Below are 23,744 nucleotides of genomic sequence, written 5' to 3' on the forward strand. Positions count from 1 at the left end.
TCCCCCTTTTGAAAATATTCCTCCTAGTAATTCCATCGCCTTTGTCGGAAGAGACAAACAACTAACAGAATTACACCAACTTTTACAAAAAAATAGCCAAGTGGTAATTGCGGCGATTAATGGGATGGGGGGAGTGGGGAAAACTGAGTTGGCGATTCAATATGCGACACAACATTTATTAGATTATCCCGGTGGGATTTGTTGGGTAAACGCGCAGGGACTTTTGGCGGGACTGCAAATTCTCAGATTTGCGGAAATTCAATTTAATATTGTTCCTCCTGATGATTGGGAATTAGCAGATAAGTTGCAGTATTGTTGGCAAAAATGGCAGCCGGGGAATGTGCTGTTTATTTTTGATGATGTGTTTAATTACAAACAACAAGTTAAACCTTTTTTGCCAAATCAATCTCGGTTTAAGGTGTTGCTGACGACGCGATTTCAGTTTGATTCGACTTTGCAGCAGTTACGGTTGGATGTGCTGAAACCTTTGGCGGCGATGCGGTTATTAAAATCCATTGTTGGTAGAGAAAGACTGAAACAAGAACCAAAGATTGCCAGAAGTCTTTGTCAGTTTTTGGGATATTTGCCTTTGGCGTTGGAATTGGTGGGACGTTATCTCGATTTACAGCCGAATTTGTCTTTGGCTAGGTTGTTGCGGCGATTGGAAAAACAGCGATTAGAACATGCGGCTTTAATCGCGGCGAATCCTTTGATGCGGTATGAGTTTGGGGTGGAAGAGGCGATTAATTTAAGTTGGGAACAGTTGGATGAAAATGCGAAAAATGTCGGTTGTTATTTGAGTTTGTTTGCTTTGGCGGCGATTCCTTTTTCAACTGATGGGATAGAAGATGAAGATGAACAGGAAGCATGGGAAAAGGCGCTGCGGGATTTGCAACATTGGCATTTGCTTCAGGAAGTGCGTCAGGAAACCTATCGTTTACATCCTTTGATTCGGCAATTTTTGCAAAAGCGGTTGGATGAGTTGACTCAAGCAGAGGAAATGAAACGAAATTTTGCTGCACAAATCGTGGCAGTCGCAAAGCAAATTAAATATGACACTACTCGTGATGATATCATTAAGTTCAGCCCTTGGATTCCTCACTTGGAAGAATTGATGAATCTGGATAGCGATTTGATTCAATATCTCAAAGATGAGGATATAATTAAGCCTTTCACAGGCTTAGGCTGGTTTTATGAAGGTCAAAGTTTCTATCAGCAGGCAGAAGTTTGGCTTCATCAATGTGTAGAGGTGGCTAAACGAAGATTGGGTGAAAAACATAGCGATTTCTCCGACATCCTCAACAACTTAGCTAATCTTTACTGTTCCCAAGGACGATACAGCGAAGCCGAACCATTATATAAGCAAGCTTTGGAAATCGATAGCCAAAGTTTGCAATCACATCATCTCCATTTAGCAAGACACCTCAACAACTTAGCCGCACTTTACTCTTCTCAAGGCCGTTACAGCGAAGCCGAACCATTATATAAGCAAGCTTTGGAAATCGATAGCCAAAGTTTGCCAGAAAATCATTCCCAGTTAGCTATTTACCTCAACAACTTAGCCAATCTTTACTATTTCCAAGGCCGGTACAGCGAAGCCGAACCATTATATAAGCAAGCTTTGGAAATCGATCGCCAGAGTTTGCCAGAAAATCATCCCAGTATAGCTACCCACCTCAACAACTTAGCCGGACTTTACGAATCCCAAGGCAGATACAGCGAAGCGGAACCATTATATCTGCAAGCTTTGTCAATCGATCGCCAGAGTTTGCCAGAAAATCATCCCAGTATAGCTACCCACCTCAACAACTTAGCCGAACTTTACCGTTCCCAAGGCAGATACAGCGAAGCGGAACCATTATATCTGCAAGCTTTGTCAATCGATCGCCAGAGTTTGCCAGAAAATCATCCCAGTATAGCTACCCACCTCAACAACTTAGCCCAACTTTACTATTCCCAAGGCAGATACAGCGAAGCGGAACCATTATATCTGCAAGCTTTGTCAATCCATCGCCAGAGTTTGCCAGAAAATCATCCCAGTATAGCTACCCACCTCAACAACTTAGCCCAACTTTACCGTTCCCAAGGCAGATACAGCGAAGCGGAACCATTATATCTGCAAGCTTTGTCAATCCATCGCCAGAGTTTGCCAGAAAATCATCCCAGTTTAGCTACCCACCTCAACAACTTAGCCGGACTTTACGAATCCCAAGGCAGATACAGCGAAGCGGAACCATTATATCTGCAAGCTTTGTCAATCCATCGCCAGAGTTTGCCAGAAAATCATCCCAGTTTAGCTACCCACCTCAACAACTTAGCCCAACTTTACTATTCCCAAGGCAGATACAGCGAAGCGGAACCATTATATCTGCAAGCTTTGTCAATCCATCGCCAGAGTTTGCCAGAAAATCATCCCAGTTTAGCTACCCACCTCAACAACTTAGCCGGACTTTACGAATCCCAAGGCAGATACAGCGAAGCGGAACCATTATATCTGCAAGCTTTGTCAATCGATCGCCAGAGTTTGCCAGAAAATCATCCCGAATTAGCTGCCCACCTCAACAACTTAGCCGAACTTTACCGTTCCCAAGGCAGATACAGCGAAGCGGAACCATTATATCTGCAAGCTTTGTCAATCGATCGCCAGAGTTTGCCAGAAAATCATCCCAGTATAGCTACCCACCTCAACAACTTAGCCGAACTTTACCGTTCCCAAGGCAGATACAGCGAAGCGGAACCATTATATACAGAGTCATTAAACATTTGTGAATCCCAATTAGGAGTAGCTCATCGTGATACAATCACAGTTCGAGGAAATTATGCAGAGTTTTTGAGAGATTATGCAACCTTTTTGAAACAAAAGCTTGTTGAAAGTGGCGCTGATTTAGAAGTGTTGCAAAAGAACCCTTTGTTTTTGGAAATTATGAGGGAATTTCTCCCCGAAAATCTCCCAAATGAATAAACAAAATTGGCATAGCCCAATACTTTAACGTGAATTATACAACAAACCAGTTCTCTACTTTCAAGTTTTGAAAATCGGCATAGTCTGAAACATTATTAGTTACCAGCGTCAGATTATTTACCTGTGCAGTTGCGGCGATTGTTCATGGGTGGTTTGTCGGTAAACCAATCTACCTAAATTCATGTTATAGCAATCTATTATATATGCTGTATAATAAAAATTATCAATATTTTTTCAAAATTTAAGCTATGTTTGCCATAGAATTCCAAGCCAATATTAAAAATGGATTTATCGAAATCCCCGAAGAATACAAACATCAATTTCAGCAAGAAAAAAGCATCAAAGTTATTCTGCTTAAAGATGAACAATCACCAAATCGAGATATGATAGCACACCTTCTCGATCATCCCATTCAGGTGAATGAATTTACCCCAATGAAACGGGATGAAATTTATGAGTGAAGCTACCAAATATTCTTGCTTTGTAGATTCTAACATCTGGCTTTATGCCATGATCAAAACCTCTGCACCAGATAGCAGACAAGCAAAAGCAAAATCTTTGCTATCCAGTCAAGAGGATGTAATAGTAATCAGTACGCAAATAGTAAATGAAGTTTGCGTCAATCTGATTAAGAAATCTCTGCTGGATGAACAGCAAATCGAAGACTTAATCAAATCTTTTTACAAAAAGTATCGTGTCATAGAGATAAATTTGCCCATATTGTTAAAAGCTTCTCAATTACGAAAACAATATAGTTTTTCATTTTGGGATAGTTTGATTGTGGCTAGTGCTTTGCACGCAGATACTAAAATTATTTACTCTGAAGATATGCAAGATGGGTTAAAAGTTTTGGATAAAGTTGAAATAGTTAATCCCTTTAATTGATATTAATTTAATTTATTTCCTCTTTCTTGACGACGACGGTTAAGAGAACTGTTTCTAATATGTGCTTCTGCACTAGCAATAGCTTCATCTAATGTCATATTTAGTGCATCAAACATCAAACAAACTTCCCGCAAACGCGCCACAGACTTTGCGCGTGTCTCAGCATCCGGTATTTTGGGATTTGTGTTCATGGTAAATTCCAATTTATTACCTACCTAATTCTAATTCGTTTCACCGACTTTTTGTTTTGCAGCAGGGTTTTTTGGTAGGCGTTGTTCCCACTTTTTCGCTATTTTGTCGGCAAATTCTGCCATTTCTCTAGCTTTCTGTTCGGCAATTTCGATCTCTTTAAGAATTTCAGCTTGTCTCTTTGCGTTTGGTAACTGTTTCACGGTAATTCCTCCAAAGTATTCATAATACGTCTGACACCCATTTTAGCTTCTATTACCCGACCTAGTTGTTCTCCCAAATCTTCGCCTGCTTCCTGAATTAACTCCTCTTTTATATCTTCTGGTTCAATTGTTTCAATTGTAGCTTGTATCCGTCTTCTAGAGCTATCTATAAAAAATAGCACATTATTAAAGTAACTGAAATAGCCCATCAACAGATTGTTGTTTGGAAAAATAGACAATAAAGGTCTAACTCTGTTGAGTCCACTGATTAATTCTTGTTCGGTTTCGTTTAGTTCTTGATTCAGGCGATCGACTAGTTCTAATATTTCTGAAGGAATCGTCATTGATAGGAAAAATTGTTAATTTATTATCATAAATATACTGTAAATAATGCTAAAATAAGCAAATATCCAAGAAACAATTGAACTTTACCTTGAATCAACAGAACAATGAAACTGCGACAAAACATAAATGCCTTTATCCGTCTTGGCGAACAGAAAGGCTATGTAGCTGAGTGCTTAGAAATTTCTGTGGTAACACAGGGAGATACATTAGATGAAGTGGCAACAAATATCGTTGAAGCTGTTACTCTACATTTGGAAGATGAAGATCCGGCTGAATTTGGATTAGTGGCTAAACCGACAATTATATTAACTTTTGAATTACAACCAGAATATGCCTAAACTCAAAATATTATCGGGTGCAGAAGTAGTTGATATTTTCGCTAATTTTGGCTTTCAGATACACAGCCAAAAAGGGAGTCACATCAAACTGCGTCGCCAAGGAATTGCGGAAAAGGAAACTCTTACACTACCTAATCATGCAGAGTTAGATACGGGAACTTGTAAAGCAATTTTCAGACAGGCAAGCAAATATATTCCAGAGTCAGCAGCAATTCTCATTTTGAAAGAAAATCAGAGAAAATTCCCTTACTTAAATAGAGAACTTCTGTCGAAGCATTGTTTTTTGACAGATAATTATCATCCGATGCTGAAGATAGACAGATTTTCAGAAATTTGTCCATAAAAAATCGATTTCAACTGATAAATCCCGATGAAATTCTCAACAACTTTTTAGTTTTTTTTCATAAATAACTTTCAGTTCCTCTTTCAATATATTGACATTTTTAACTAGAATTTACTTTTTTTAATGGGACATATTCGGTGAGAATAAATGAGAACAACTCCACCCAACTCGGAAACCAAATAAATTTTAATAGGGTACGAATATCATTAAAGAAAGAAGTCCGAGTTACTAATAGCTCACGAATCTTTTGATAGGTGTAATTAACTAAATCCAAAACAGTATGAAATAAAAAAGCTAGTAAATTCAAAGACAATAAGAACTCGCACAAATGATTTTGACCATGACCAAAGTTATGCTCTAAATTATAGCCGTGATTTTTCAGAACGTTATTGCCTTCGTTCTCAACTTTCCATCTGCTGCGCCCAGCTTTGACAATTTCTTCAACATTATTTTCAGTGATTTTATGATTAGTGATCCAATTATTTTGGTAGATAATTTTCTGTGTTTTCTCCTCAATAACAGTCACTTCGCACCAATTAACTTCCAGACTTGAGTCTTCATCTTTTAAGGGAACTCTAGAAGCATAACGATAACGATAAATTAGATTTTTTCGCCCAGACCATTGTTTCTTTTCAACGGTGGTAACTTCTCCACTTCTTTCTAAAAACTCTAGCCATTCATATAAAGTTTTATGTGAATTTTCCAGACAAACAAAAATAAAATTATACCCTTGTTTTAGAGCTAATTCACAAATAGGTTGGTGAGAATATAAGTCATCCCCTAAAAGGGTTACAGGATAACCATACTTATTTTGATTATTTTTATTTAACCATCTTTTTACCGCCGCATTTTCACAATCTTGCTTTTGATATCCATCGGGTTTTTTAATAAATTCTGGTTCTAAATTAATTACTTGTTTTTGATTAGGAGAAACCACTATAGGTGTGACACAGCCATGAAAATAAGTTGTCGTTCCATTTCGATGATTACGACAATTACAATGAGGGCAATTAATTTTTGATGATGAAAAATATTCTGTGCCATCTAACGCCACTAAAATTCCTCCATTTAAGTAGAGGAACTTGTTCAAAACTCCCTTTGACTCTAACCATTGATAGACTTTTTGAAAAGTCATAGACAGAGTAGTTGCTGGCACTGGATCTAACAGGTTTCTTATTTGATTATCTCCGGGAATTTTCCCAATTGAAAATAAACTTTCAGCATTATCTTTTCCCTTATTGCTTTTCATTAAACGTTGATGGTCTAAAAAAGATGGTGACTGCGTAAAAAACACTGAAAACGCCGCCATCACTGCATCTTCTACCCGATATTTGGTATTATTTCCCGGCTTCCTTTCATCGGGTAAGTCATGTAATTCTTCACGGAGAAATTGGATTAATTCAGAAATTTCAAGGGTCGCTGCTTTTTGGGTCATCTTGGAATAATTTGACGCGAGTTGAGGATGCTAGCTCACCAATTTTACCTTAGCTGACAATAATTATAAATTTTTATTTCCGTTGAATTTTCTTTTCTCAAAACCGAACTATTTTCCTGACTTTCCCCCTTCGTTGTTAGCCAATTCCCGCCAATAAATTGAGTATTTATACTTGATTTATTGGGTCAAATGTTTTTTAGCCATAGCTTCGCTCGCCGCAAGCATCGCCTCTCTCTAAAAAACTAGTTATTTTGTACTATATTTTGAATTTCAAAATGGAGGTTAATACTCTGTTTATTTCAAAATGAGAATTGCTGCCAATTGCTGTTTGGTTACTCAACGAAGATCCGGTTGTGCAAGCGAATGCCAAGGAATCTTTGAATTTTCACATTAATCTTTATGTGTATGCGATCGCATTTGCCTTACTCATTTTTCTGTTAATAGGCATTCCGCTGTTGTTTATATTAGCGATCGCCAGTTTTGTCATGCCCATTATTGCTATAATGGAAGTTTATCGTAATCCCCAGCGTCCCTATTACTATCCATTTATTATTCGCTTATTGTAGATTTGCTATAGATTTATGAACCTTTGGCAAGTAGAATATGTAACAACAAATCAATAGCAAAAATTGGCGCTGTTTATGGAAACATCTACCCCAATTGCCGGAATTTATGAAGTATGTATTGGAGTAGAGGATGCTATGCCTCTAATTCAATATTGGGGACAATTTGGTTATGCGATCGGACAAACTGGAGAATTATCAGCAGAACAAGCATACAACTTATATGGTGTTAATTCTGGTTTGCGTTCCTTTCGCTTATTTCACCAAGATTCAGATCACGGTTTAGTCCGCCTGATGCTTTGGGAAACCCCGACAAACGAAGGATTACAATTAAGTTCAATGAAGGCAAAAGGCAACCGTTGGACTACTACATTAACTGCTGATGTCATGAATATTTTAAATCATACTGAAGAGGCAGCAAAAGCAGGTTTACCGATTAAATATACCTTTCCCTATTGGGAAATTATTTATAACAAAGATAGACAAATTCGCCCTTTTATCGATCCACCTGTGGGAGTTAGAGAAATGCTATTGTTGCAACCTTTAACTCGACAAGTTTTGTTTCAACGTTTCAACTACAGTTTACCTGACTACGGAAAAATTAACGAAAATTCGACTTTCAAAGCAAGTCAAATTACTCATTTGGGAATAGTTGTTCAAGATGATAGTAAAGAAACTCTGCGTTTTTATGAAGAAACATTGGGTTTACTGCGGGTAAGAGATGATGTAGAAACTACTTATGAAAGTTCGGAGGCGGGAAAAGAATTTTATGATTTGCAACCGGAAGAAAAGTTTATTGTTACAGTTTTTGACGATCCTCGTTCTTCCACGACTGATTTTAAAGCTGCACGTTCAGGGAGACTTTATATAGTTCGTTTTCCTGAATCGATGAATTTAGAAAGTTGCTTTGAAAAAGCACAACCAGGATGTTTAGGAATGTCTTTGTACACTTATCGAGTCAGTGATATTCAAGAGTATTTTCAACGAATTAAAGAAAGTAATGTGAAAAGATTTTCGGAAATTGAAATTAACGAATTTGGCGAAAAAAGCTTTTCTTTTGTTGCGCCAGATGGTTACTTTTGGACTTCGATCGCGAAATAATTTACGGTAAGTTGTTTATGTTCAACAAAATTAACAGTTCCATACTTTTAATGAGTTTAATTCTAGTTATTTGCCTGGGAAGTTGGGTAAAAGCACAAGCAAATTTAAGCGAAGAATCAAAAGTATTTATCAATGGAATCGGCCCAATTCGAGTGGGAATGACTGTAAATCAAGCTACACAAGCAGCGGGAACAAAGTTAGTTCAAACACCAAGCGGAGGTGAGGAGAATGGTTGTTTATATTTTCAACCCCAAAGACAACCAAAGGGTGTCAGTTTCATGGTAATTAATAATCGAATTGCTAGAATTGATATTCGAGAAAATCAACGAATTACTACGGCAAAAGGGGCAAAAATTGGGGATAGTGAAACTAGAATTAAGTCACTATATCCGCGACAAATTGAAGTAACTCCCCATAAATATGTCCAAAATGGGCATTATTTAACTTTTGTTCCCAAAGATAATGTTGATAAAAATTATCGCTTGTTATTTGAAACTGATGGAACTCGCGTTACTCGTTACCGATCGGGTAAACTTCCAGAAGTTGAATTTGTCGAAGGTTGTCTTTAGAATCTGGTTATGTTTCCTCAGCTTCAGGAATCGGAAATCTTTCCTTAGCTAAATAAGCGGCAAAATGCTTCTTAAAGTACGTCCAAGAAGTCATATCATCGTCTAAAGGAGATTTCGGCGCATTTTTATATAAAGGAACTCGCGTGTTAATTTCATCTTGCAATAATTGAGGCAATTCTGTAAAATCTTTCACCTTCAAACCACTAGCACTATATATTAAATTACCTGCTCTATCTCCCATTTTCATCCAAGGTAGCCAAGGGCCGATTCTATCCCAAGAAATAAACATTTCTGAAACAGTAACAGTCTGTGAATTTTCTAAGTCTTTAGTAGGAACTGTCAATTTAAATAATTCCGCAGCTTGATAGGTTTCTTGAGGACTGTAATCTTTAAATTTCTCATCTGCTGCTAAAGAATTGGGATAAGTAGGGAATAAATCAAACACAAAAGTAGTAATTTTTTCGTTAACTTGTCCGGGAAATTTACCTTTGAAATGTCCTTCTACCGGACTATTAGCTACATGAACCACAGTCACAGTTTCTCCTGTCCAAGGATTTTGCCATTTATGCAAAATTTCGCCTGTTTCTGGGTCTAAATAATAGGTTAATTCTCGCGATGTGAAATCCCAAGTATCATCATCATTGGCGATACATCTACTAACACTCATCCCTACAATGTTAAACAGACGCTTCTTTTTTTCATTAGGAACGAAAGAATAAATTGCACCCGTCCAAGTGAGAAAGGTTTGATTTCCATCTAAGGAAGAACGCACTTTTACCCATTCTTTAGTGTCAAATTCTTTCACTTTGTTGATCATTGGTTAATCCTCTGAATTTCTCAGGAGTTTTTGTCGATCGCTCATCAAGATAACGAAAAAACAATAACCATAAAGGTAGAGAAGCATTTAAAGCAATTAATCTCATTAAATGTCCTGCTGTAACTATTTCTACATTATGATTTAAGGACAGAGCTACTAAGATCATTTCTGCTGCGCCTCCAGGTGCGGTGACTAGCATACAAGTTAGCCAATCCCAAGGAGTTAACAGCGTAGCGAAACCAGCTGCTATAAATCCTGCTACTATAGTTAAGCTTACAGGAATTCCAGCATAAAGTATGGTTTTTTTACCAATTTTTGGATTATTTCCCCAAGATTCACCAATGCTAATTCCCAGTAATGATTGACCGATTAGATTAACTATATAAGGTGGAGTAAAGTTAATTTCATGCAGAAATGGTACTGTATTTAAGAAATAGCAAAAGCTTGTCCCTACTATTAATGCACCAAAGAAAAAAGGAGTGGTAATTTGCAACTTTTTAGCTAGTTTCACTCCCAAAAAGGTGCAGGTTAAGAGGATAATTAGTAAGAAAGATGATAAAGGATCGCTAGGAAACAAATTTTTTATTAAACTGCTTACTGAACTACCATGATTATTAGCTAATGACCGAGCTAATATTGGTATAACAATAACAACGCTGGTAACTCGGATTACTTGAACTAGTGAAACTAGGGAAACATCTTTATTATATTCGGCGGCAAAACTGGACATAATTCCGACACCGCCAGGGGTGGTGGCTAACATGGCTGTAAAGATATTTGTGCGGCTAACTTTGGAGAAAAACCAGCCAATAAATACGCCAGTTATCATAATAAAAACTGTTAGAAATAGGAATGTGGGTAATTCTGTAAAAACTGCTTCGAGATTACTATTAGCTATAGAAAATCCGATCGCAGTTCCCACCAATGCTTGTCCAATTTTTCTGGCTAGTGGATGTGGTTGAATATCCAATTTTGTGAAGCGCGAAGTATAAATTGTTAAAGCACCAGCCGCAATTCCACCGAATATCCAACTAATTCCTCCAATGGGGAGAAGTTTACCAAAAACAAAACCGCAAGGTAAAGAAAGAAGTAGTTCTAAACCCAGAATTACTAACCAGTTTTTTGCTATTTTATTATCCACAGTTAAGTTTTTAGTTAAATTGTGATTCTTTTGTTTTACTATAGCATTAATACCTAACTTAAGCTTCTTCCACAGGAATGAATTCTTGTTCTATCTGGTAAACCAAGAGTAGAAGCAGCAATCCCAAAACCGCTGGTAGCCGCAACTTCAAAACCTAATTGTTCGACAATTTTCGCCCCCAAACAATCATAAACTCCAGGGATAACGATAATTTCGGGACGTACAATTAATTGACGTAGTTTTTGTCCAGCCGACATAGAAGTAAATTTGTGAGAGATAGATTTATAATATGATAATTCAAGCAAAAATTATTCAATCTTTAGGTTATTCTGGAACATCAAACTCAGCTAAGATACTGCGAATTTCGTTAGAACTGAAATAAAATTCCCCCCTTGTAATTGGGCAATTATTGGTTGAAGGTCCGATCGAATTTGGCGATATTTTTTTGCCAATTCCCGCAAATTCCGTTTGTACTCTGGCGTTAAATCGACTTTAACTAAAGGTGTTTCATTCCACATCTATTCCTGACCACATTTCCGAAATGGGTAAGCGTTGTCCGGCTTTTGCTTCCTCCAATGCTCTCCTGAGACTTGCTTTTACTTCTTCGATCGGAGTATCATCAGGATCGGTTTCCTCTTCTTCAGTAACATCGGGAAAAAGTATCAGAATTCGCACCCGACTAGGGGGGAAATTTTCGATAGGGCGATCGAGCAATAATTGACCAGTTTCATCCAGAATTCCTGTTACTTCAACGGCTTTCATTCGTTTCTATATTTTTACTGAAATTTCTGTTAATTATATCTTAAAATCACATTGCTGTTACTGTAGGTAGCTTCCAGAATCTTTGTCACTCGGCTACCTCCAAGTTTTGAGGAAGTGGTTTTAGTATAAATTAAGCCTTTATACTAATGCAAGTTGCTAGTTATTAATTTTTTCTTGTTCCCCCCTTCTGCAAGCAGGGCTGTTTCACGCTAAGGTCTAATTTTCGCTTTTGGGTTTTCAAAACCTCTCCCAGTAAGCAAAACAGGCTTTTTTAATAATTTCAACCTTTTTACTAGGAATTATTGGCTAAACATCTGACTACGGTAGGGTTAGAGAACTGGAAAAATTTAGCGTGAAACAGCCCTGCCCTTCTGCAAGGGGGGCTAGGGGGGATCTAACGCTGTGTTTCCAAGTTTAGATCCCCCCAACCCCCCTTGATAAGGGGGGCTAAGAAAAATCTACATTTATAACTAGCAACTTGCGTTACTAAATAATCCAAAATTCTGCTGATAAAATTGCTTCTACATCTTTGGGAAATGGACAATCATCAGGGAATTTGATTTGAGGATAATCTTTTTGGGCATCTGCTAAAGCAACTTGCCAAATTTCGGCAAACACTTCTAATAAATAACCTTGTAAACTGGGAGATTGTTCTAGTAATCTTTGTAATTGTTTGCGTTGTTCTCTGATAGTTAATTCCCAACCTCGGTAGTTTTCCGGGGTGGGAATGTAGCAGCGTTTTAGTAAATGATTTAGGAGAACGTCCAGACGGTTTTTTAACTCTCTTTTGTCTCCTTTGGACAAGCTTTCAATCTCCTCTATTAAATTTTCTAAATCTAGTTCATCAAAGTTTTGCGCTTTCAACTTGGAGACGGTATCTTCTACCCACAAGCAAAAGTCACTTTCGTATAACTTACTCTGCCCGACAGCGTGATTCATTTGGTAACTTATATTGTAAAAGGATTAATAATCTGAATTTTGTTTTCAATTAGTTGATTGTGCTGCATATCTTCTGAATACAGGATAGCGCAATCACTCAGCAGGGCAGTAGCAATGACTAAACTATCCCAGTATGAATAACCATATTTTGAGTTAATTTGTAAAGCTTGTATGACTTTTGGATGGTCTACTTCCAAAATAGAGAAGTTGTTAATTAATTCTAATACAATGCTTGCGGCATCAGATTGAGAAGTTAATTTTTTTCGCGTTAACACATGGAAAAGTTCGCCCAATATTTGAACACTGACTTGGATTTGTTGAATGTTATTACTAATGATCTCTTCGATTTTTTGAGATTTTTCTATCGGTTCTTTGGCATAGAAATAGATCCACAAGTTTGTATCGAGAAACACTCTATATGTCATAGATTTCATCTCGCACAAATTTATAATCTTTAGGCAACTTAAATGAAAACTGTTTTGCGTGTTCTAAGAAGCGTGTCAGCTTTTCTTCTCTGGTTAATTCTTCATCTGTTTCAGGAGTTTCGAGAATCAAAACTCGCAGTTTTTTGCCTTCCAAGTTGGGACTGAGGGCTTCACTTAAAATCAGATTGCCCTTAGTGTAGGTGGCTTCCAGAATCTTTGTCACTCGGCTACCTCCAAGTTTAGGGAGAGTGCTTTTATTATAAATCAAGCCTTTATCCAAGCCTAATTATCACTAAAAACTCGCCCTTCAATTGGTTCATATTCATCTTCTAACAACCAAAGTTGGGCTTCTTCGTAAGTTGAACTAGTAAAGATAATTTTGTAACCTTCAGTAGGATCGTATATACAACAATTCCCAGCTTTGTCACCAAGTAACAACAATATATAAGGAGGAAACAGCATTGCATCCATCCAAACTTCGGCAAATTCCCAGTTATTATTCACTAAATCTGGTGCGGGGAGTGACGTAGTATCGATTTTCTGCATCAATTTTCACCTCTGCATAAAATAGTGGGATGATTGAACCATCTGGACTGATTCTATAACCAATGGCTTCCTCAAATAACAGACCATAACGCTCATAGCCTCGGATAGTTCCAGTGTAATTTCCTCTTTCAATTACGGCTTGAGCAACTCGATTCATTGTGGCTTCATCATTGAAAATATGAGCAGCCCTTCCACGCCGCAACAACCTTTGCACTTGAGGCGTATCGGGTAAATGTTTGGGAATATGACGAGTATCGAGAATTAATTCACGTTCAATGCCACTCATAAATTTGAGCATATCACGCGCTACAGTAAATAAACTTGCATACCTTCTCAGCGATGAGAGATATATGTAATTGAACAGCCAGCGGATAACTATTAATTGCGGAGTTATATATGAGTCGCCTGAATGTTTTCGCTGCTAGTTTGATCTTTGCAGTTGCTTCTACTTTGCCATTAGGAGAAACTACGCCAACTATATTAAGTGCAATGGCACAGACGACAACGAATCAACAACGAAAAGCTGAGGCAGATAGGTTACTTGAACAAGCGTATAAGCAGTATCGTCAAAGTCAATTCCGAGAAGCATTAGGAAATTTTGAGCAAGCTTTGGTAATTTATCGAGAAGTAGGAGATAAAAGAGGGGAAGGAACGACTCTCAATAATCTTGGGGCAGTTTACCGCAATCTCGGACAGTACCCGAAGGCTTTGGATTTCTATCAGCAAGCTTTAGCGATTCGCAGGCAAGTTGGTGACAAGGCGGGGGAAGGGGCGACTCTCAATAATCTTGGGAATGTTTACAACAATCTCGCAGAGTACCCGAAGGCTTTGGATTTCTTTCAGCAAGCTTTGGCGATTCTCAGGGAAGTTGGCGACAAGGCGGGGGAAGGGACGACTCTCAATAATCTTGGGGCAGTTTACGACAGTCTCGGACAGTACCCGAAAGCTTTGGAATTCTATCAGCAAGCTTTAGCGATTCGCAGGGAAGTTGGCGACAAGGCGGGGGAAGGGACGACTCTCAATAATCTTGGGTTAGTTTACGACAATCTCGGACAGTACCCGAAAGCTTTGGAATTCTATCAGCAATCTTTAGCAATTTACAGGGAAGTTGGCGACAAGGCGGGGGAAGGGACGACTCTCAATAATCTTGGGTTAGTTTACCGCAGTCTCGGACAGTACCCGAAGGCTTTGGAATTCCTTAGCCAAGCTTTAGCGATTCACAGGCAAGTTGGCGACAAGGCGGGGGAAGGGACGACTCTCAATAATCTTGGGTTAGTTTACGACAATCTCGGACAGTACCCGAAAGCTTTGGAATTCTATCAGCAATCTTTAGCAATTTACAGGGAAGTTGGCGACAAGGCGGGGGAAGGGACGACTCTCAATAATCTTGGGGGAGTTTACCGCAGTCTCGGACAGTACCCGAAAGCTTTGGAATTCTATCAGCAAGCTTTAGCGATTCTCAGGGAAGTTGGCAACAAGGCGGGGGAAGGGACGACTCTCAATAATCTTGGGGCAGTTTACGACAGTCTCGGACAGTACCCGAAAGCTTTGGAATTCTTTAGCCAAGCTTTAGCGATTCGCAGGGAAGTTGGCGACAAGGCGGGGGAAGGGACGACTCTCAATAATCTTGGGTTAGTTTACCGCAGTCTCGGAGAGTACCCGAAAGCTTTGGAATTCTATCAGCAAGCTTTAGCGATTCACAGGCAAGTTGGCAACAAGGCGATGGAAGGGACGACTCTCAATAATCTTGGGTTAGTTTACCGCAGTCTCGGAGAGTACCCGAAAGCTTTGGAATTCTATCAGCAAGCTTTAGCGATTCTCAGGGAAGTGGGCGACAAGGCGATGGAAGGGACGACTCTCAATAATCTTGGGTTAGTTTACCGCAGTCTCGGAGAGTACCCGAAAGCTTTGGAATTCTATCAGCAAGCTTTAGCGATTCTCAGGGAAGTGGGCGACAAGGCGATGGAAGGGACGACTCTCAATAATCTTGGTTACTTATTAAACAAACAAAACCAACCAGAATTAGCTATTGTTTTTTACAAACAATCAGTCAACGTTATCGAAACTATTCGCCAAGATTTACGCCAACTACCCCAAGAACAACAAAAATCTTACACCGAAACTGTTGCATCTACCTATCGCGATTTAGCCAATCTCTTACTTGGACAAGGCAGAATCTTAGAAGCGCAACAAGTTTTAGAACTCCTAAAACTCCAAGAAATTCGCGACTACACTCGTAACGCTAAAGCGAGTAACCAAACTTCCGGCATCGACCTTAACTCCACTGAAGAACAAATTAGCAAAACTCACGGCAGTTTAATCGCTTTCGGACAAAAAGTTACTGAATGTCGCCAAACTCAATGCAGCGAATTAAGCCAACTCAACGACCAATTACAAGCTTTAACTACTCAATATAATCAAAGCATTGCTACTTTAAAACAAATTATCGCTAACCGTCGCGCCCAAGACGAAAAAGTTCTCGACCCGAACGACTTCGGACGCAAAGCTAGAGAAATTATCGCCGCCCAACCTGGGACTGTGTTAATTTATCCCTTCGTTGTCGAAGATAAAACTTGGTTACTTTTAGCCGCTGAAGGTGGCGTTCTCAAAAGTGTTGAAGTCCCAGTTTCTCGCAAGCAATTAGGGGAAACTGTGTTAAAATTCCGCCAATTACTGCAACGCCCTACTTCCAATATTCAGGAATTAAAAGCTACCAGCAAACAACTTTATGATTGGTTGATTAAACCTTTGGAATCTGAGATTAAAGGGAATAAAAAAGTTACTAATCTGGTCTTTTCCCTTGACCGAGTTACCCGCTATATTCCAATGGCGGCTTTGTTTGATGGGGAAAAATATTTAATTGAAAATTACACCGTTTCTACTATTTTATCAGCTGGGTTGACAGATGTAAGTAATAGACTACCCCCCGGAACCGCTAACACCCCCGTTTTAGGACTCGGTTTATCTAATGCAGTTGCAGGTTTTAATCCTTTACCAAATGTGCTCGCTGAAGTAGATATGGTAGTCCGCGAAAATGACGCAGATAAAAACGGTATTTACCCCGGTTTAGCTTTCTTAAATAATGCTTTTAACTGGCAAATATTGCGAGATAGGTTATCAGGAAAAAAGATTTTACACATAGCAACTCACGGGGAATTTGTCGCCGGAAAACCGGAAGATTCTTACTTGTTATTAGGAACTGGAGAAAAGTTAGCCATTCCCCAAATTAAAGATTTAGTTAGCTTTGGTTTAACTGATGTGCATTTAGTCGTATTATCGGCTTGCGAAACTGCGTTGGGTGGCGCAGATGCGGAAGGTTTAGAAATTTCTGGGATTAGTGCTTATTTTTTGGAAGGTGGGGCGAAAGCGGCTATTGCTTCTTTGTGGCTAGTCAATGATGCGAGTACTTCTTTATTAATGCAAAGTTTCTATAATCAACTAGCCAATAATACTGCTGAGTCTCGGATTACTAAAGCTGAGGCTTTAAGAAACGCCCAATTAAGTTTTTTGCGGGGAAATAACCAAACTGGTACTTCTGAAGAAAGTCGTGCTACTGTAGTTCTTGTGTTGAAACCTGGGACTCGTGCTAATTTGGGTTCTCAGTTTTCTCATCCTTATTATTGGGCACCTTTTGTTTTAATCGGTAACGGACTATAGTCAAAAAGACGGAAGAAAGTCCAAGATAGGGCGATCGACAATTTTGCAGATAATTCTCATTAACTCTTATCCAGTAAAATCAACCAAGGTTGGAGAAAGGTTTTCAGTCACCGGAAGATAGCACCCAGGACAAAAGTCCTAAATGCAAAATTTGATGATTATAGGTAAAAGCGATAGCTGTAATAAATAGCTTTTTTGTAACAGCTTGTAAAAGACTTGCGAGATAAGTCCCCGATCGTTCTATCGTGAATTATTGAAACGACATTACCCTTCAGTTTAATTACTATCAAAGACAAACACATGATAGAAAAAATATTGCTGGCTGATTCTGGAACAGGTCACACTGAAGAAATGCTCAAAGCTTTGATGGAAGTTCCCGCCATTAAACCTGCTTCAGTCAGCGTTTTGCACGTTGTACCTCCCCAAGTTGTCGCCGATGAGATGACCGCCAAGTGGGAAGAAGGAGGAAAATTTCTTGCCACTGCAATTCAAAACTTACAATTAGATCCAACCCACGTCAGAGGAATGCTGCGCCAAGGCGACCCTAAGACCACCGTTTGCGAAGTCGCTGACGAAATCGAGGCTGATTTAATTATTATGGGTTCTCGTGGCTTAAAACGCCTAGAGTCAATTTTGGAGAATTCTGTTAGCCAATACGTCTTCCAATTGTCCAAACGTCCCATGTTATTGGTTAAGGACGATATTTACGTCAAGAAAATTAACAAAATAATGGTGGCTGTGGATGGTTCGGAAGGCGCAAAAGAATGCTTAAAGCTGGCTTTGTTCCTCCTGCGGGACATCAAAGGCGGTCAATTGATTTTGGCTCACGTTAACGCCAAAGGTCAAGAGACTCCCGCTGGAGTTGAGTCAGTGTTAAAGACTGGAAGTGATGAAGCTAAGAAGTTGGGTATTGCTTATAAGTCTGTCACTGGTGTTGGTAAATCCGGGGAAGAAATCTGTCGTCTTGCGGAAGAGAACAATGTAGACTTACTGATGCTAGGTTCTCCCGATCGCCGTCCGACGATCGCCAAAACCCTCCCAGACTTAGACCGCTTACTGGGCAATTCCCTATCTGACTATGTACGAGTTCACGCCAATTGTCCAGTTCTGTTAGCCCGTACGATCGGTTAGTTATTAAGATTGAGGCTAATAGTAGGTAGTGGGTAGTAAGAATTTCTCTACCTAACGTAAGTTGCTACTTATGAGCCCAGAAGGTTTAGATCCCCCTAAATCCCCCTTACCAAGGGGGACTTTGAATCCGGTTCCCCCCTTGGTAAGGGGGGTTAGGGGGGATCTAACCAACAATCTATGTAACTAGCAACTTGAGTTACCTACTACCCACTACTCATCACAAGTTTTTTTTAATTAAATATTCTTATCAGTACCACGAGTGTTGGTTTGAATGTACAGAATCAACAGAAAAACTGTAGGAACCAACACGAATAGAATACTGGCGACAAAGCCTAGATCGTTAACTTCCATAAAATCCCAACCTCTGTTCACAGCAATTTGACAAAACTAGGATATCACGCCAAGTACTTATGGTTTGCTAATCACGCTAACTGGCCCATTGACCAGAGTTTGACAAGCCAGCCGATAATTTTCCGGTTTTTTCTTCAATTTTTGATTTTCCACTGCGGTGCGAGGAGATAAATTTTCTGTCCCTTCGGCAATTTCGACTATGCAGGTGCCACATTGACCGTAACCACCGCAGTTCATTAATTTACCCGTAAATTTATACAAATCTATGCCATTTTGCAGCATTTTCTCTCTTAAATTCGCTCCATCTGCTGCCACTACTTCTTTATTTTCTTTAACAAACTTAATGTTAGCCATTACTTACCCCTTTTTGATCTAACCTTCGCCCAGAGCAAACCTTATGAAATCAGCGTTAACTATCTTATTTTACTTTTTCTTAAGAACTATTACAAACTTTAAATACTGGGGATTGGGGATTGGGAGAGTTTTGAGTTTTGAGTTTTGAGTTGGGGAGTTGAGAGAGTTTTAAGTTAAGGAGTTTTTGTGCTCCTCTGCTCCCCTGCTCCCCTGCTCCCCTGCCCCCCTGCTCCCCTGCCCCCCTGCCCCCCTGCCCCTCTGCTTTCTAAGGAAAGGTAACGTTACTAACAGACCTAGTGAGTGTGGCTAGCGATCGATTGTAATCAATCACGGCTCTCACTAAGTTACCTTGTGCCTCTGTCAAGCTGTTTTCTGCATCAATTACTTCCGTTTGTGTACCCACTCCTGCTTGGAAGCGCAAGCGTGCTAAACGTAGAGCTTCTGCGGCTTGAGTTACGGCAAGTCTGGCAGTTTGAATGTTCAGGAAATTAGCGTTTAAATTGTAAAAGGCTTGTTCAACCTGGAAACGAATCTGATTGCGTTGATTCGCAAATTGAGTTTCCGCAATTTCAATTCCTGCTTGCTGTTGCGCCGCCCTTGCTCTAGCTGCACCAGCATCAAATAAATTCCAGTTTAGTCTTGCTCCCACTGCATAACCATCTACTAAACCTATCCCATCGTTAAACTGCTCTAGCAGATTGTAGTTGCCAAATAAAGTTACTTGCGGTCTGTTCGCAGCTAAGGCAATACGTCGTTGCTGTTCGGCAATGTTCCGCTGAGCTAACTGTTGTTGTAGTTCAGAGCGGTTTTGAAATGCTCTGACTATACTCTCTTCTAAAGTTAAATTCCACAGTCCAGCGATTTCTACAGGGTCAGCAGCTAGGATATTGGTTGATTGGGGTACGCTCAAAATTTGGGCTAATTGACGACGGTTGACTTGCTGTTGAGCGCGGTTAGTCACTAAAAGTTGGTTTTGGTTGGCTAACTGTACTTGGGCTCGCAGGGTATCGAATCTGGTGCCTAGTCCGGCTTGTTCCAAGGCTTCGGCATCTCGTAAACTTTGTTGAGCGTTGCGGACGGCAGATTCAGCAATTCTTACTTGTTCGTCTGCCAGTTGCAAGTCGTAGTAAGCGTTGGACACATCTAAGCGTGTTTGTTCGCTGAGGGTTTCTACTGCTAACTGGGCATTGCGGAGTGTTTCTTGGGCGGCTCGGATTTGGGCGTTGCGCCGCCCTCCATTCAGAAGGTTATACTCAGCTTGGATTGTGCCGCTTAAAGTGACTGCTCCTTGCAGGCGATCGTTATCGTTAAGTGGGATGCCTCGCTGTTCTGCCTGTTGCCTACTACTTTCAAATTGTAATCGGCTCTGAGCGCTTCGTCCTCCTTGGGCAGTCGCAGTTAAATCTACTGTGGGATATAAGGCTGCTCTGGCTTCTCGTAGCTGGGCTTCTGCTTGCTCAACTTGTATTCGGGCTACTTGCAGGGGGCGATTGTTCCGTTGTGCTAGTTCGATCGCCTGTTGTAAGGTTATCGGTTGAACTACTTCTATGTTTACCTCTTCTGGTCTGGTGGGAAACAGTAATGGGTTAGGGTTGGGAATCAGATCGTTCGGAATGGGAACGTTACCCGGTAGGTCTACTGGTATCTTTTGTGTCATCAAGTTGGGGGCGGAATCCAGCGAATTCCTATTTTGTTTAGCTTGATGATTTAACCGATTTGACCGATTAAATGTATGACTATGATCGGCTTTATTTTGTTCTTCTTTGTGCTTTCGATCGCTAAGTAAGCGATCGCTCGATTGAACTATAGCAGGTAAAGTTTGGTTAGTTTTCATTGCTTCACTGCTAGGCTCAAGACTGGCTTTACCGCTTTGCGCGTTAGCTAAGCGGGGCATACCAGCACAGATAATGGCACTCACACTCACAACCACGATATAACGAAACTTAGACATACGCTTTAGAAGAGTCTGCTGCTTGGTGCAAACAACTACAGCAGCATACTAGTTGATAACTGGACTTGGCAAACACTCCCTCGATCGGCAACAGGTAGTGCCATCGTGATTTAAAGTACCCCGATTGACTGCTAACTGTTTCCTCAATTAAATATAAAAGCCTTTCTGCTTTAGGGCAATGGTATTTATCTAAATTTTCTCTAAATATAAAGCAAAATTTATCCTTATTTCATGGTTTTGTGAGAATTTCTGCTTTTTTCTTAGTTATAATTTATATAAAATATTTGTTGTACGGACAATTAATTTGTATAGGTTTATGGATTTATTAATGTTACAAAATTTGCAGAAAAAGAGCGTATTTCAGTACAGTTTTGATTGTCATACTACAATATTATTAACTATAGCTATTATTTTTATATTGATTTGGTATTGCAATAGACTAGTTAATCAAATAAAAGCAAAGCATCCTGAGCGAATGGTACTACAAAAACCTCGGCAATTAGAAGTGAATTTCTGCCAAGATCATGAACTGTTACAGTTAACGATCGACGCTACTAATGATGGTATTTGGGATTGGGATATAAAAAATGATACTTTGTTTTGGTCAGATAAATTATTTTTTTTACTTGGGTTAGTGCCCAGGAGTTATGAGCCAAATTTAGAGTTGTTTTATCAATTAATCCATGAAGAAGATCTGGTAAGAGTAAAACGAGAAATTCAACAACATTTAGAAGTCGATCGGCCATACAAGTGTGAGATGCGATTAAAAAAGGTAGATGGTAGTTATGGCTGGTTTATTAGTCAAGGTAAAGCAGTGCGAGATGGGAATGGTCATGCTATCCGTATGGTTGGATCAATAATTGATATTAGCGATCGCAAAGAAATAGAAGAAAAATTGCGGGAGAGCGAACAAAGATTTCGCTCCATTTTTGATAATGTTTCGGTAGGTATGGCATTAGTTAATGTCGATGGCTATATTATATTAGCTAACGAAGCAGATTGTCGCTTTCTTGGCTACACCCAAGAAGAACTAATTGGGATGCACTTTACAGAAATTACTCATCCCGAAGATTTAGCATTAGATATGGAATTATATAAATCTTTATTAGCAGAAGAAAGAAGCAGTTATGTAATTGACAAACGTTATATTCGCAAGGATAAAACAGTTGTTTGGGGACGCTTGACTCTATCTTTAGTTAAAAGTAAAAATGGCTCGATTTTGCATACAGTAGTTGTTTGTGAAGATATCACTGTTCGCAAACAAGCAGAAGAAGCTTTGCGACAAAGCGAAGCTAAACTTGCAGCGGCTCAAAGAGTTGCTCGTATAGGTAGTTGGGAATTAGATAATGTTAGCAAAAAAATTATTGGTTCGACAGAATTTTTCCGTATCTTTGGATTCTTAGACGATCGCAGAGAGTATGATTATCAAGAGATTATGCAACTTTGTTTTCCTGAAGACCAAGAAAGATTACTCCAAGCAATCAGCAGAGGATTGTCTGAAGGAAAATCTTTTGAAATCGATCTTAAAGCTGTTCGTAAAGATGGTTTGATTATCTACAGTCATGCTAAAGGAGAAGCAATTTTCAATAGTCAAGGACGAGTAAATAAGCTATTTGGCATCTTACAAGATATCACGGAACGGAAACAGCTAGAAGAATTACTACAATCGCAAGCACAGAAAGAGGAAGCACTAAATCGAGTCATTCAAATTATTCGCAACTCCTTAGATTTATCAACAATCTTTTCTACAGCAGTTATCGATATTGGTGAATTTTTAGAAGTTGAACAAGCGGCTATTGTTAAGTATTTACCCGAACAACAAATTTGGTTAACCGTAGCTGAATATCGCCAAAACTCTGAAATAAATAGCTTAATGGAAGAGAAAATTTTCGATCGAGATAATCCCATTACTACACAACTTAAGAAATTAAAAATTGTCCAATTAAATAATGCCAGCCTTTGTCAAGATGAAATTAATAGTAACTTAGCTAAAATTTTCCCTGGTGCTTGGTTATTAATTCCATTACATTTTAATTCTATAACTTGGGGTAGCCTTTGCCTCCTAAAAACTCAACAATACTCTTGGCAAGAATCAGAAATAGAAATAGTTAGGGAAATAGCGACTCAGTTAGCAATGACAATCTACCAATCAGAACTTTATCACCAAGTACAAGCAGCGAATGAAGAATTAAAAAAATTAGCAACTATTGATGGTTTAACTCAAATTGCTAATCGTCGCCGATTTGACGAATATCTTAACTTAGAATGGTTTCGTCTTCGCAGAGAAAAAGCATCATTATCTTTAATTTTATTTGATATTGATTATTTCAAACTTTATAACGACACTTATGGTCATTTAGCAGGAGACGATTGTTTGCGTCAAGTCGCAACAGTTATTAGTGCTATTTCCCGCCGTTCAGCTGACTTATTTGCTCGCTATGGTGGTGAAGAATTTGCGGTAATACTTCCCCACACTAATTTGTCAGGCGCAACTCATTTAGCGGAACTGATTCGCCAAGCAATTCATAAGTTAGAAATTCCCCATAGTCAGTCTTTAGTAAGCGATCGTTTGACCGTTAGCTTGGGAGTTGCTTGTATAGTTCCAGATGCTCAATTATCACCGCAAGATTTAATTAACGCTGCCGATCGAGCGCTTTATACTGCTAAACAACAAGGACGCGATCGCATAGCTTTTACTGAAACTAATCATCCTAATTCCTGCGAACAATAGTCAGCC

At 39.2% G+C, this 23,744-nt stretch carries 25 protein-coding genes and 3 pseudogenes; 11 read left to right on the forward strand and 17 right to left on the reverse strand.

Annotated features, from left to right (window positions below; genetic code table 11):
* Positions 1 to 100: 100 nt before the first annotated feature.
* Positions 101 to 2,962: a tetratricopeptide repeat protein gene (locus ACE1CA_RS23455; protein WP_486517503.1), complete on the forward strand. Its 2,862-nt coding sequence runs from the start codon at positions 101 to 103 to the stop codon at positions 2,960 to 2,962.
* 34 nt (positions 2,963 to 2,996) lie between these two features.
* Here the strand turns inward: ACE1CA_RS23455 and ACE1CA_RS23460 are convergent.
* Positions 2,997 to 3,101: pseudogene (locus ACE1CA_RS23460) on the reverse strand (VapC toxin family PIN domain ribonuclease); the annotation flags it as partial.
* Positions 3,102 to 3,210: 109 nt separating this feature from the next.
* On the opposite strand from ACE1CA_RS23460, the gene ACE1CA_RS23465 reads away from it, so the two are divergent.
* The gene (locus ACE1CA_RS23465) at positions 3,211 to 3,423 is read left to right on the forward strand and encodes a hypothetical protein (RefSeq protein WP_413277699.1); all 213 of its coding nucleotides are present in this window, start codon (positions 3,211 to 3,213) and stop codon (positions 3,421 to 3,423) included.
* The gene (locus ACE1CA_RS23470; RefSeq protein ID WP_413277700.1) at positions 3,416 to 3,847 is read left to right on the forward strand and encodes a PIN domain-containing protein; all 432 of its coding nucleotides are present in this window, start codon (positions 3,416 to 3,418) and stop codon (positions 3,845 to 3,847) included. Before ACE1CA_RS23465 ends, ACE1CA_RS23470 begins: the two co-directional genes overlap by 8 nt.
* Positions 3,848 to 3,849: 2 nt before the next feature.
* Here the strand turns inward: ACE1CA_RS23470 and ACE1CA_RS23475 are convergent, their stop codons facing one another.
* Genes ACE1CA_RS23475 through ACE1CA_RS23485 form a run of 3 tightly spaced genes read right to left on the reverse strand, consistent with a single transcriptional unit; the run spans position 3,850 to position 4,583 of the window.
* Positions 3,850 to 4,038 (reverse strand): hypothetical protein, encoded by a 189-nt coding sequence (locus ACE1CA_RS23475; protein WP_413277701.1) that lies wholly within the window; start codon positions 4,036 to 4,038, stop codon positions 3,850 to 3,852.
* A 30-nt stretch (positions 4,039 to 4,068) separates the two neighbouring features.
* The gene (locus tag ACE1CA_RS23480) at positions 4,069 to 4,239 is read right to left on the reverse strand and encodes a hypothetical protein (RefSeq protein ID WP_413277702.1); all 171 of its coding nucleotides are present in this window, start codon (positions 4,237 to 4,239) and stop codon (positions 4,069 to 4,071) included.
* The gene (locus tag ACE1CA_RS23485) at positions 4,236 to 4,583 is read right to left on the reverse strand and encodes a hypothetical protein (RefSeq protein ID WP_413277703.1); all 348 of its coding nucleotides are present in this window, start codon (positions 4,581 to 4,583) and stop codon (positions 4,236 to 4,238) included. The genes ACE1CA_RS23480 and ACE1CA_RS23485 overlap by 4 nt, the downstream gene beginning before the upstream one ends.
* Before the next feature lie 105 nt (positions 4,584 to 4,688).
* On the opposite strand from ACE1CA_RS23485, the gene ACE1CA_RS23490 reads away from it, so the two are divergent.
* Positions 4,689 to 4,922 carry a type II toxin-antitoxin system HicB family antitoxin gene (locus tag ACE1CA_RS23490; protein WP_413277704.1) on the forward strand — a complete coding sequence of 78 codons (234 nt, stop codon included), beginning with the start codon at positions 4,689 to 4,691 and terminating at the stop codon, positions 4,920 to 4,922.
* Positions 4,915 to 5,265, forward strand: coding sequence for a type II toxin-antitoxin system HicA family toxin (locus ACE1CA_RS23495; protein ID WP_413277705.1), 351 nt, complete (start codon positions 4,915 to 4,917; stop codon positions 5,263 to 5,265). Before ACE1CA_RS23490 ends, ACE1CA_RS23495 begins: the two co-directional genes overlap by 8 nt.
* A gap of 186 nt (positions 5,266 to 5,451) precedes the next feature.
* On the opposite strand, the pseudogene ACE1CA_RS23500 reads toward ACE1CA_RS23495, so the two are convergent.
* A pseudogene (locus ACE1CA_RS23500) lies at positions 5,452 to 6,700 on the reverse strand (ISNCY family transposase).
* Between the two features lie 311 nt (positions 6,701 to 7,011).
* On the opposite strand from ACE1CA_RS23500, the gene ACE1CA_RS23505 reads away from it, so the two are divergent.
* The 3 genes from ACE1CA_RS23505 to ACE1CA_RS23515 all read left to right on the forward strand — a co-directional run bounded on the left by ACE1CA_RS23505 (position 7,012) and on the right by ACE1CA_RS23515 (position 8,933).
* On the forward strand, positions 7,012 to 7,266 hold the full coding sequence (locus tag ACE1CA_RS23505; RefSeq protein WP_413278158.1) for a DUF4870 domain-containing protein: 255 nt from the start codon (positions 7,012 to 7,014) through the stop codon (positions 7,264 to 7,266).
* Between the two features lie 75 nt (positions 7,267 to 7,341).
* The gene (locus ACE1CA_RS23510; protein WP_413278159.1) at positions 7,342 to 8,364 is read left to right on the forward strand and encodes a VOC family protein; all 1,023 of its coding nucleotides are present in this window, start codon (positions 7,342 to 7,344) and stop codon (positions 8,362 to 8,364) included.
* A 17-nt stretch (positions 8,365 to 8,381) separates the two neighbouring features.
* Complete coding sequence (locus ACE1CA_RS23515) at positions 8,382 to 8,933, forward strand: hypothetical protein (protein ID WP_413278160.1); 552 nt, start codon at positions 8,382 to 8,384, stop codon at positions 8,931 to 8,933.
* 7 nt (positions 8,934 to 8,940) lie between these two features.
* On the opposite strand, the gene ACE1CA_RS23520 is transcribed toward ACE1CA_RS23515, so the two are convergent.
* The 9 genes and pseudogenes from ACE1CA_RS23520 to ACE1CA_RS23560 all read right to left on the reverse strand — a co-directional run bounded on the left by ACE1CA_RS23520 (position 8,941) and on the right by ACE1CA_RS23560 (position 13,849).
* The gene (locus ACE1CA_RS23520) at positions 8,941 to 9,750 is read right to left on the reverse strand and encodes a DUF1838 domain-containing protein (RefSeq protein ID WP_413278161.1); all 810 of its coding nucleotides are present in this window, start codon (positions 9,748 to 9,750) and stop codon (positions 8,941 to 8,943) included.
* Positions 9,725 to 10,891 (reverse strand): AbrB family transcriptional regulator, encoded by a 1,167-nt coding sequence (locus ACE1CA_RS23525; protein WP_413278162.1) that lies wholly within the window; start codon positions 10,889 to 10,891, stop codon positions 9,725 to 9,727. The genes ACE1CA_RS23520 and ACE1CA_RS23525 overlap by 26 nt, the downstream gene beginning before the upstream one ends.
* 92 nt (positions 10,892 to 10,983) lie before the next feature.
* Positions 10,984 to 11,148, reverse strand: a pseudogene (locus ACE1CA_RS23530) (isocitrate lyase/phosphoenolpyruvate mutase family protein); the annotation flags it as partial.
* Between the two features lie 250 nt (positions 11,149 to 11,398).
* Positions 11,399 to 11,653 (reverse strand): type II toxin-antitoxin system RelN family antitoxin, encoded by a 255-nt coding sequence (locus ACE1CA_RS23535; RefSeq protein WP_413278164.1) that lies wholly within the window; start codon positions 11,651 to 11,653, stop codon positions 11,399 to 11,401.
* A 486-nt stretch (positions 11,654 to 12,139) separates the two neighbouring features.
* The gene (locus ACE1CA_RS23540; protein WP_413278165.1) at positions 12,140 to 12,592 is read right to left on the reverse strand and encodes a DUF29 domain-containing protein; all 453 of its coding nucleotides are present in this window, start codon (positions 12,590 to 12,592) and stop codon (positions 12,140 to 12,142) included.
* A gap of 8 nt (positions 12,593 to 12,600) precedes the next feature.
* Positions 12,601 to 13,017: a PIN domain-containing protein gene (locus tag ACE1CA_RS23545; protein ID WP_413278166.1), complete on the reverse strand. Its 417-nt coding sequence runs from the start codon at positions 13,015 to 13,017 to the stop codon at positions 12,601 to 12,603.
* Positions 13,007 to 13,240 carry a hypothetical protein gene (locus ACE1CA_RS23550; protein ID WP_413278167.1) on the reverse strand — a complete coding sequence of 78 codons (234 nt, stop codon included), beginning with the start codon at positions 13,238 to 13,240 and terminating at the stop codon, positions 13,007 to 13,009. The genes ACE1CA_RS23545 and ACE1CA_RS23550 overlap by 11 nt, the downstream gene beginning before the upstream one ends.
* Before the next feature lie 59 nt (positions 13,241 to 13,299).
* The gene (locus ACE1CA_RS23555; protein ID WP_459563617.1) at positions 13,300 to 13,563 is read right to left on the reverse strand and encodes a hypothetical protein; all 264 of its coding nucleotides are present in this window, start codon (positions 13,561 to 13,563) and stop codon (positions 13,300 to 13,302) included.
* On the reverse strand, positions 13,514 to 13,849 hold the full coding sequence (locus ACE1CA_RS23560) for a DUF6972 family protein (RefSeq protein WP_459563619.1): 336 nt from the start codon (positions 13,847 to 13,849) through the stop codon (positions 13,514 to 13,516). The genes ACE1CA_RS23555 and ACE1CA_RS23560 overlap by 50 nt, the downstream gene beginning before the upstream one ends.
* 110 nt (positions 13,850 to 13,959) lie before the next feature.
* Here ACE1CA_RS23560 and ACE1CA_RS23565 point away from each other — a divergent pair, with 110 nt between their 5' ends.
* Together ACE1CA_RS23565 and ACE1CA_RS23570 are read left to right on the forward strand one after the other, a co-directional pair.
* Entirely contained in the window at positions 13,960 to 17,220 is a 3,261-nt protein-coding gene (locus tag ACE1CA_RS23565) for a CHAT domain-containing protein (protein WP_486517504.1), read from the forward strand.
* A gap of 300 nt (positions 17,221 to 17,520) precedes the next feature.
* On the forward strand, positions 17,521 to 18,351 hold the full coding sequence (locus ACE1CA_RS23570; RefSeq protein ID WP_413278171.1) for a universal stress protein: 831 nt from the start codon (positions 17,521 to 17,523) through the stop codon (positions 18,349 to 18,351).
* Positions 18,352 to 18,585: 234 nt separating this feature from the next.
* Here ACE1CA_RS23570 and psbM read toward each other — a convergent pair whose 3' ends face one another.
* The 3 genes from psbM to ACE1CA_RS23585 form a co-directional block, all read right to left on the reverse strand.
* On the reverse strand, positions 18,586 to 18,702 hold the full coding sequence (gene psbM / locus ACE1CA_RS23575; protein WP_413256598.1) for a photosystem II reaction center protein PsbM: 117 nt from the start codon (positions 18,700 to 18,702) through the stop codon (positions 18,586 to 18,588).
* A gap of 57 nt (positions 18,703 to 18,759) precedes the next feature.
* Positions 18,760 to 19,056: a 2Fe-2S iron-sulfur cluster-binding protein gene (locus ACE1CA_RS23580; protein ID WP_413278172.1), complete on the reverse strand. Its 297-nt coding sequence runs from the start codon at positions 19,054 to 19,056 to the stop codon at positions 18,760 to 18,762.
* A 265-nt stretch (positions 19,057 to 19,321) separates the two neighbouring features.
* Positions 19,322 to 21,007: a TolC family protein gene (locus tag ACE1CA_RS23585; protein ID WP_413278173.1), complete on the reverse strand. Its 1,686-nt coding sequence runs from the start codon at positions 21,005 to 21,007 to the stop codon at positions 19,322 to 19,324.
* Between the two features lie 475 nt (positions 21,008 to 21,482).
* Between ACE1CA_RS23585 and ACE1CA_RS23590 the strand changes: the two genes are divergently transcribed.
* Entirely contained in the window at positions 21,483 to 23,738 is a 2,256-nt protein-coding gene (locus ACE1CA_RS23590; RefSeq protein ID WP_413278174.1) for a PAS domain-containing protein, read from the forward strand.
* Positions 23,739 to 23,744 lie beyond the last annotated feature (6 nt).

This window comes from Floridaenema evergladense BLCC-F167 (genome assembly GCF_041929205.2).
GTDB lineage: Bacteria > Cyanobacteriota > Cyanobacteriia > Cyanobacteriales > Aerosakkonemataceae > Floridanema > Floridanema evergladense.

Bases quoted from the DNA above. Each gene is read 5' to 3' on its own strand.
- ACE1CA_RS23465 (WP_413277699.1), top strand. From the start codon at position 3,211: ATGTTTGCCATAGAATTCCAAGCCAATATTAAAAATGGATTTATCGAA.
- ACE1CA_RS23470 (WP_413277700.1), top strand. From the start codon at position 3,416: ATGAGTGAAGCTACCAAATATTCTTGCTTTGTAGATTCTAACATCTGG.
- ACE1CA_RS23475 (WP_413277701.1), bottom strand. From the start codon at position 4,038: ATGAACACAAATCCCAAAATACCGGATGCTGAGACACGCGCAAAGTCT.
- ACE1CA_RS23485 (WP_413277703.1), bottom strand. From the start codon at position 4,583: ATGACGATTCCTTCAGAAATATTAGAACTAGTCGATCGCCTGAATCAA.
- ACE1CA_RS23490 (WP_413277704.1), top strand. From the start codon at position 4,689: ATGAAACTGCGACAAAACATAAATGCCTTTATCCGTCTTGGCGAACAG.
- ACE1CA_RS23495 (WP_413277705.1), top strand. From the start codon at position 4,915: ATGCCTAAACTCAAAATATTATCGGGTGCAGAAGTAGTTGATATTTTC.
- ACE1CA_RS23510 (WP_413278159.1), top strand. From the start codon at position 7,342: ATGGAAACATCTACCCCAATTGCCGGAATTTATGAAGTATGTATTGGA.
- ACE1CA_RS23515 (WP_413278160.1), top strand. From the start codon at position 8,382: ATGTTCAACAAAATTAACAGTTCCATACTTTTAATGAGTTTAATTCTA.
- ACE1CA_RS23520 (WP_413278161.1), bottom strand. From the start codon at position 9,750: ATGATCAACAAAGTGAAAGAATTTGACACTAAAGAATGGGTAAAAGTG.
- ACE1CA_RS23535 (WP_413278164.1), bottom strand. From the start codon at position 11,653: ATGAAAGCCGTTGAAGTAACAGGAATTCTGGATGAAACTGGTCAATTA.
- ACE1CA_RS23540 (WP_413278165.1), bottom strand. From the start codon at position 12,592: ATGAATCACGCTGTCGGGCAGAGTAAGTTATACGAAAGTGACTTTTGC.
- ACE1CA_RS23545 (WP_413278166.1), bottom strand. From the start codon at position 13,017: ATGACATATAGAGTGTTTCTCGATACAAACTTGTGGATCTATTTCTAT.
- ACE1CA_RS23555 (WP_459563617.1), bottom strand. From the start codon at position 13,563: ATGCAGAAAATCGATACTACGTCACTCCCCGCACCAGATTTAGTGAAT.
- ACE1CA_RS23560 (WP_459563619.1), bottom strand. From the start codon at position 13,849: ATGAGTGGCATTGAACGTGAATTAATTCTCGATACTCGTCATATTCCC.
- ACE1CA_RS23565 (WP_486517504.1), top strand. From the start codon at position 13,960: ATGAGTCGCCTGAATGTTTTCGCTGCTAGTTTGATCTTTGCAGTTGCT.
- ACE1CA_RS23570 (WP_413278171.1), top strand. From the start codon at position 17,521: ATGATAGAAAAAATATTGCTGGCTGATTCTGGAACAGGTCACACTGAA.
- psbM (WP_413256598.1), bottom strand. From the start codon at position 18,702: ATGGAAGTTAACGATCTAGGCTTTGTCGCCAGTATTCTATTCGTGTTG.
- ACE1CA_RS23580 (WP_413278172.1), bottom strand. From the start codon at position 19,056: ATGGCTAACATTAAGTTTGTTAAAGAAAATAAAGAAGTAGTGGCAGCA.
- ACE1CA_RS23585 (WP_413278173.1), bottom strand. From the start codon at position 21,007: ATGTCTAAGTTTCGTTATATCGTGGTTGTGAGTGTGAGTGCCATTATC.
- ACE1CA_RS23590 (WP_413278174.1), top strand. From the start codon at position 21,483: ATGGTACTACAAAAACCTCGGCAATTAGAAGTGAATTTCTGCCAAGAT.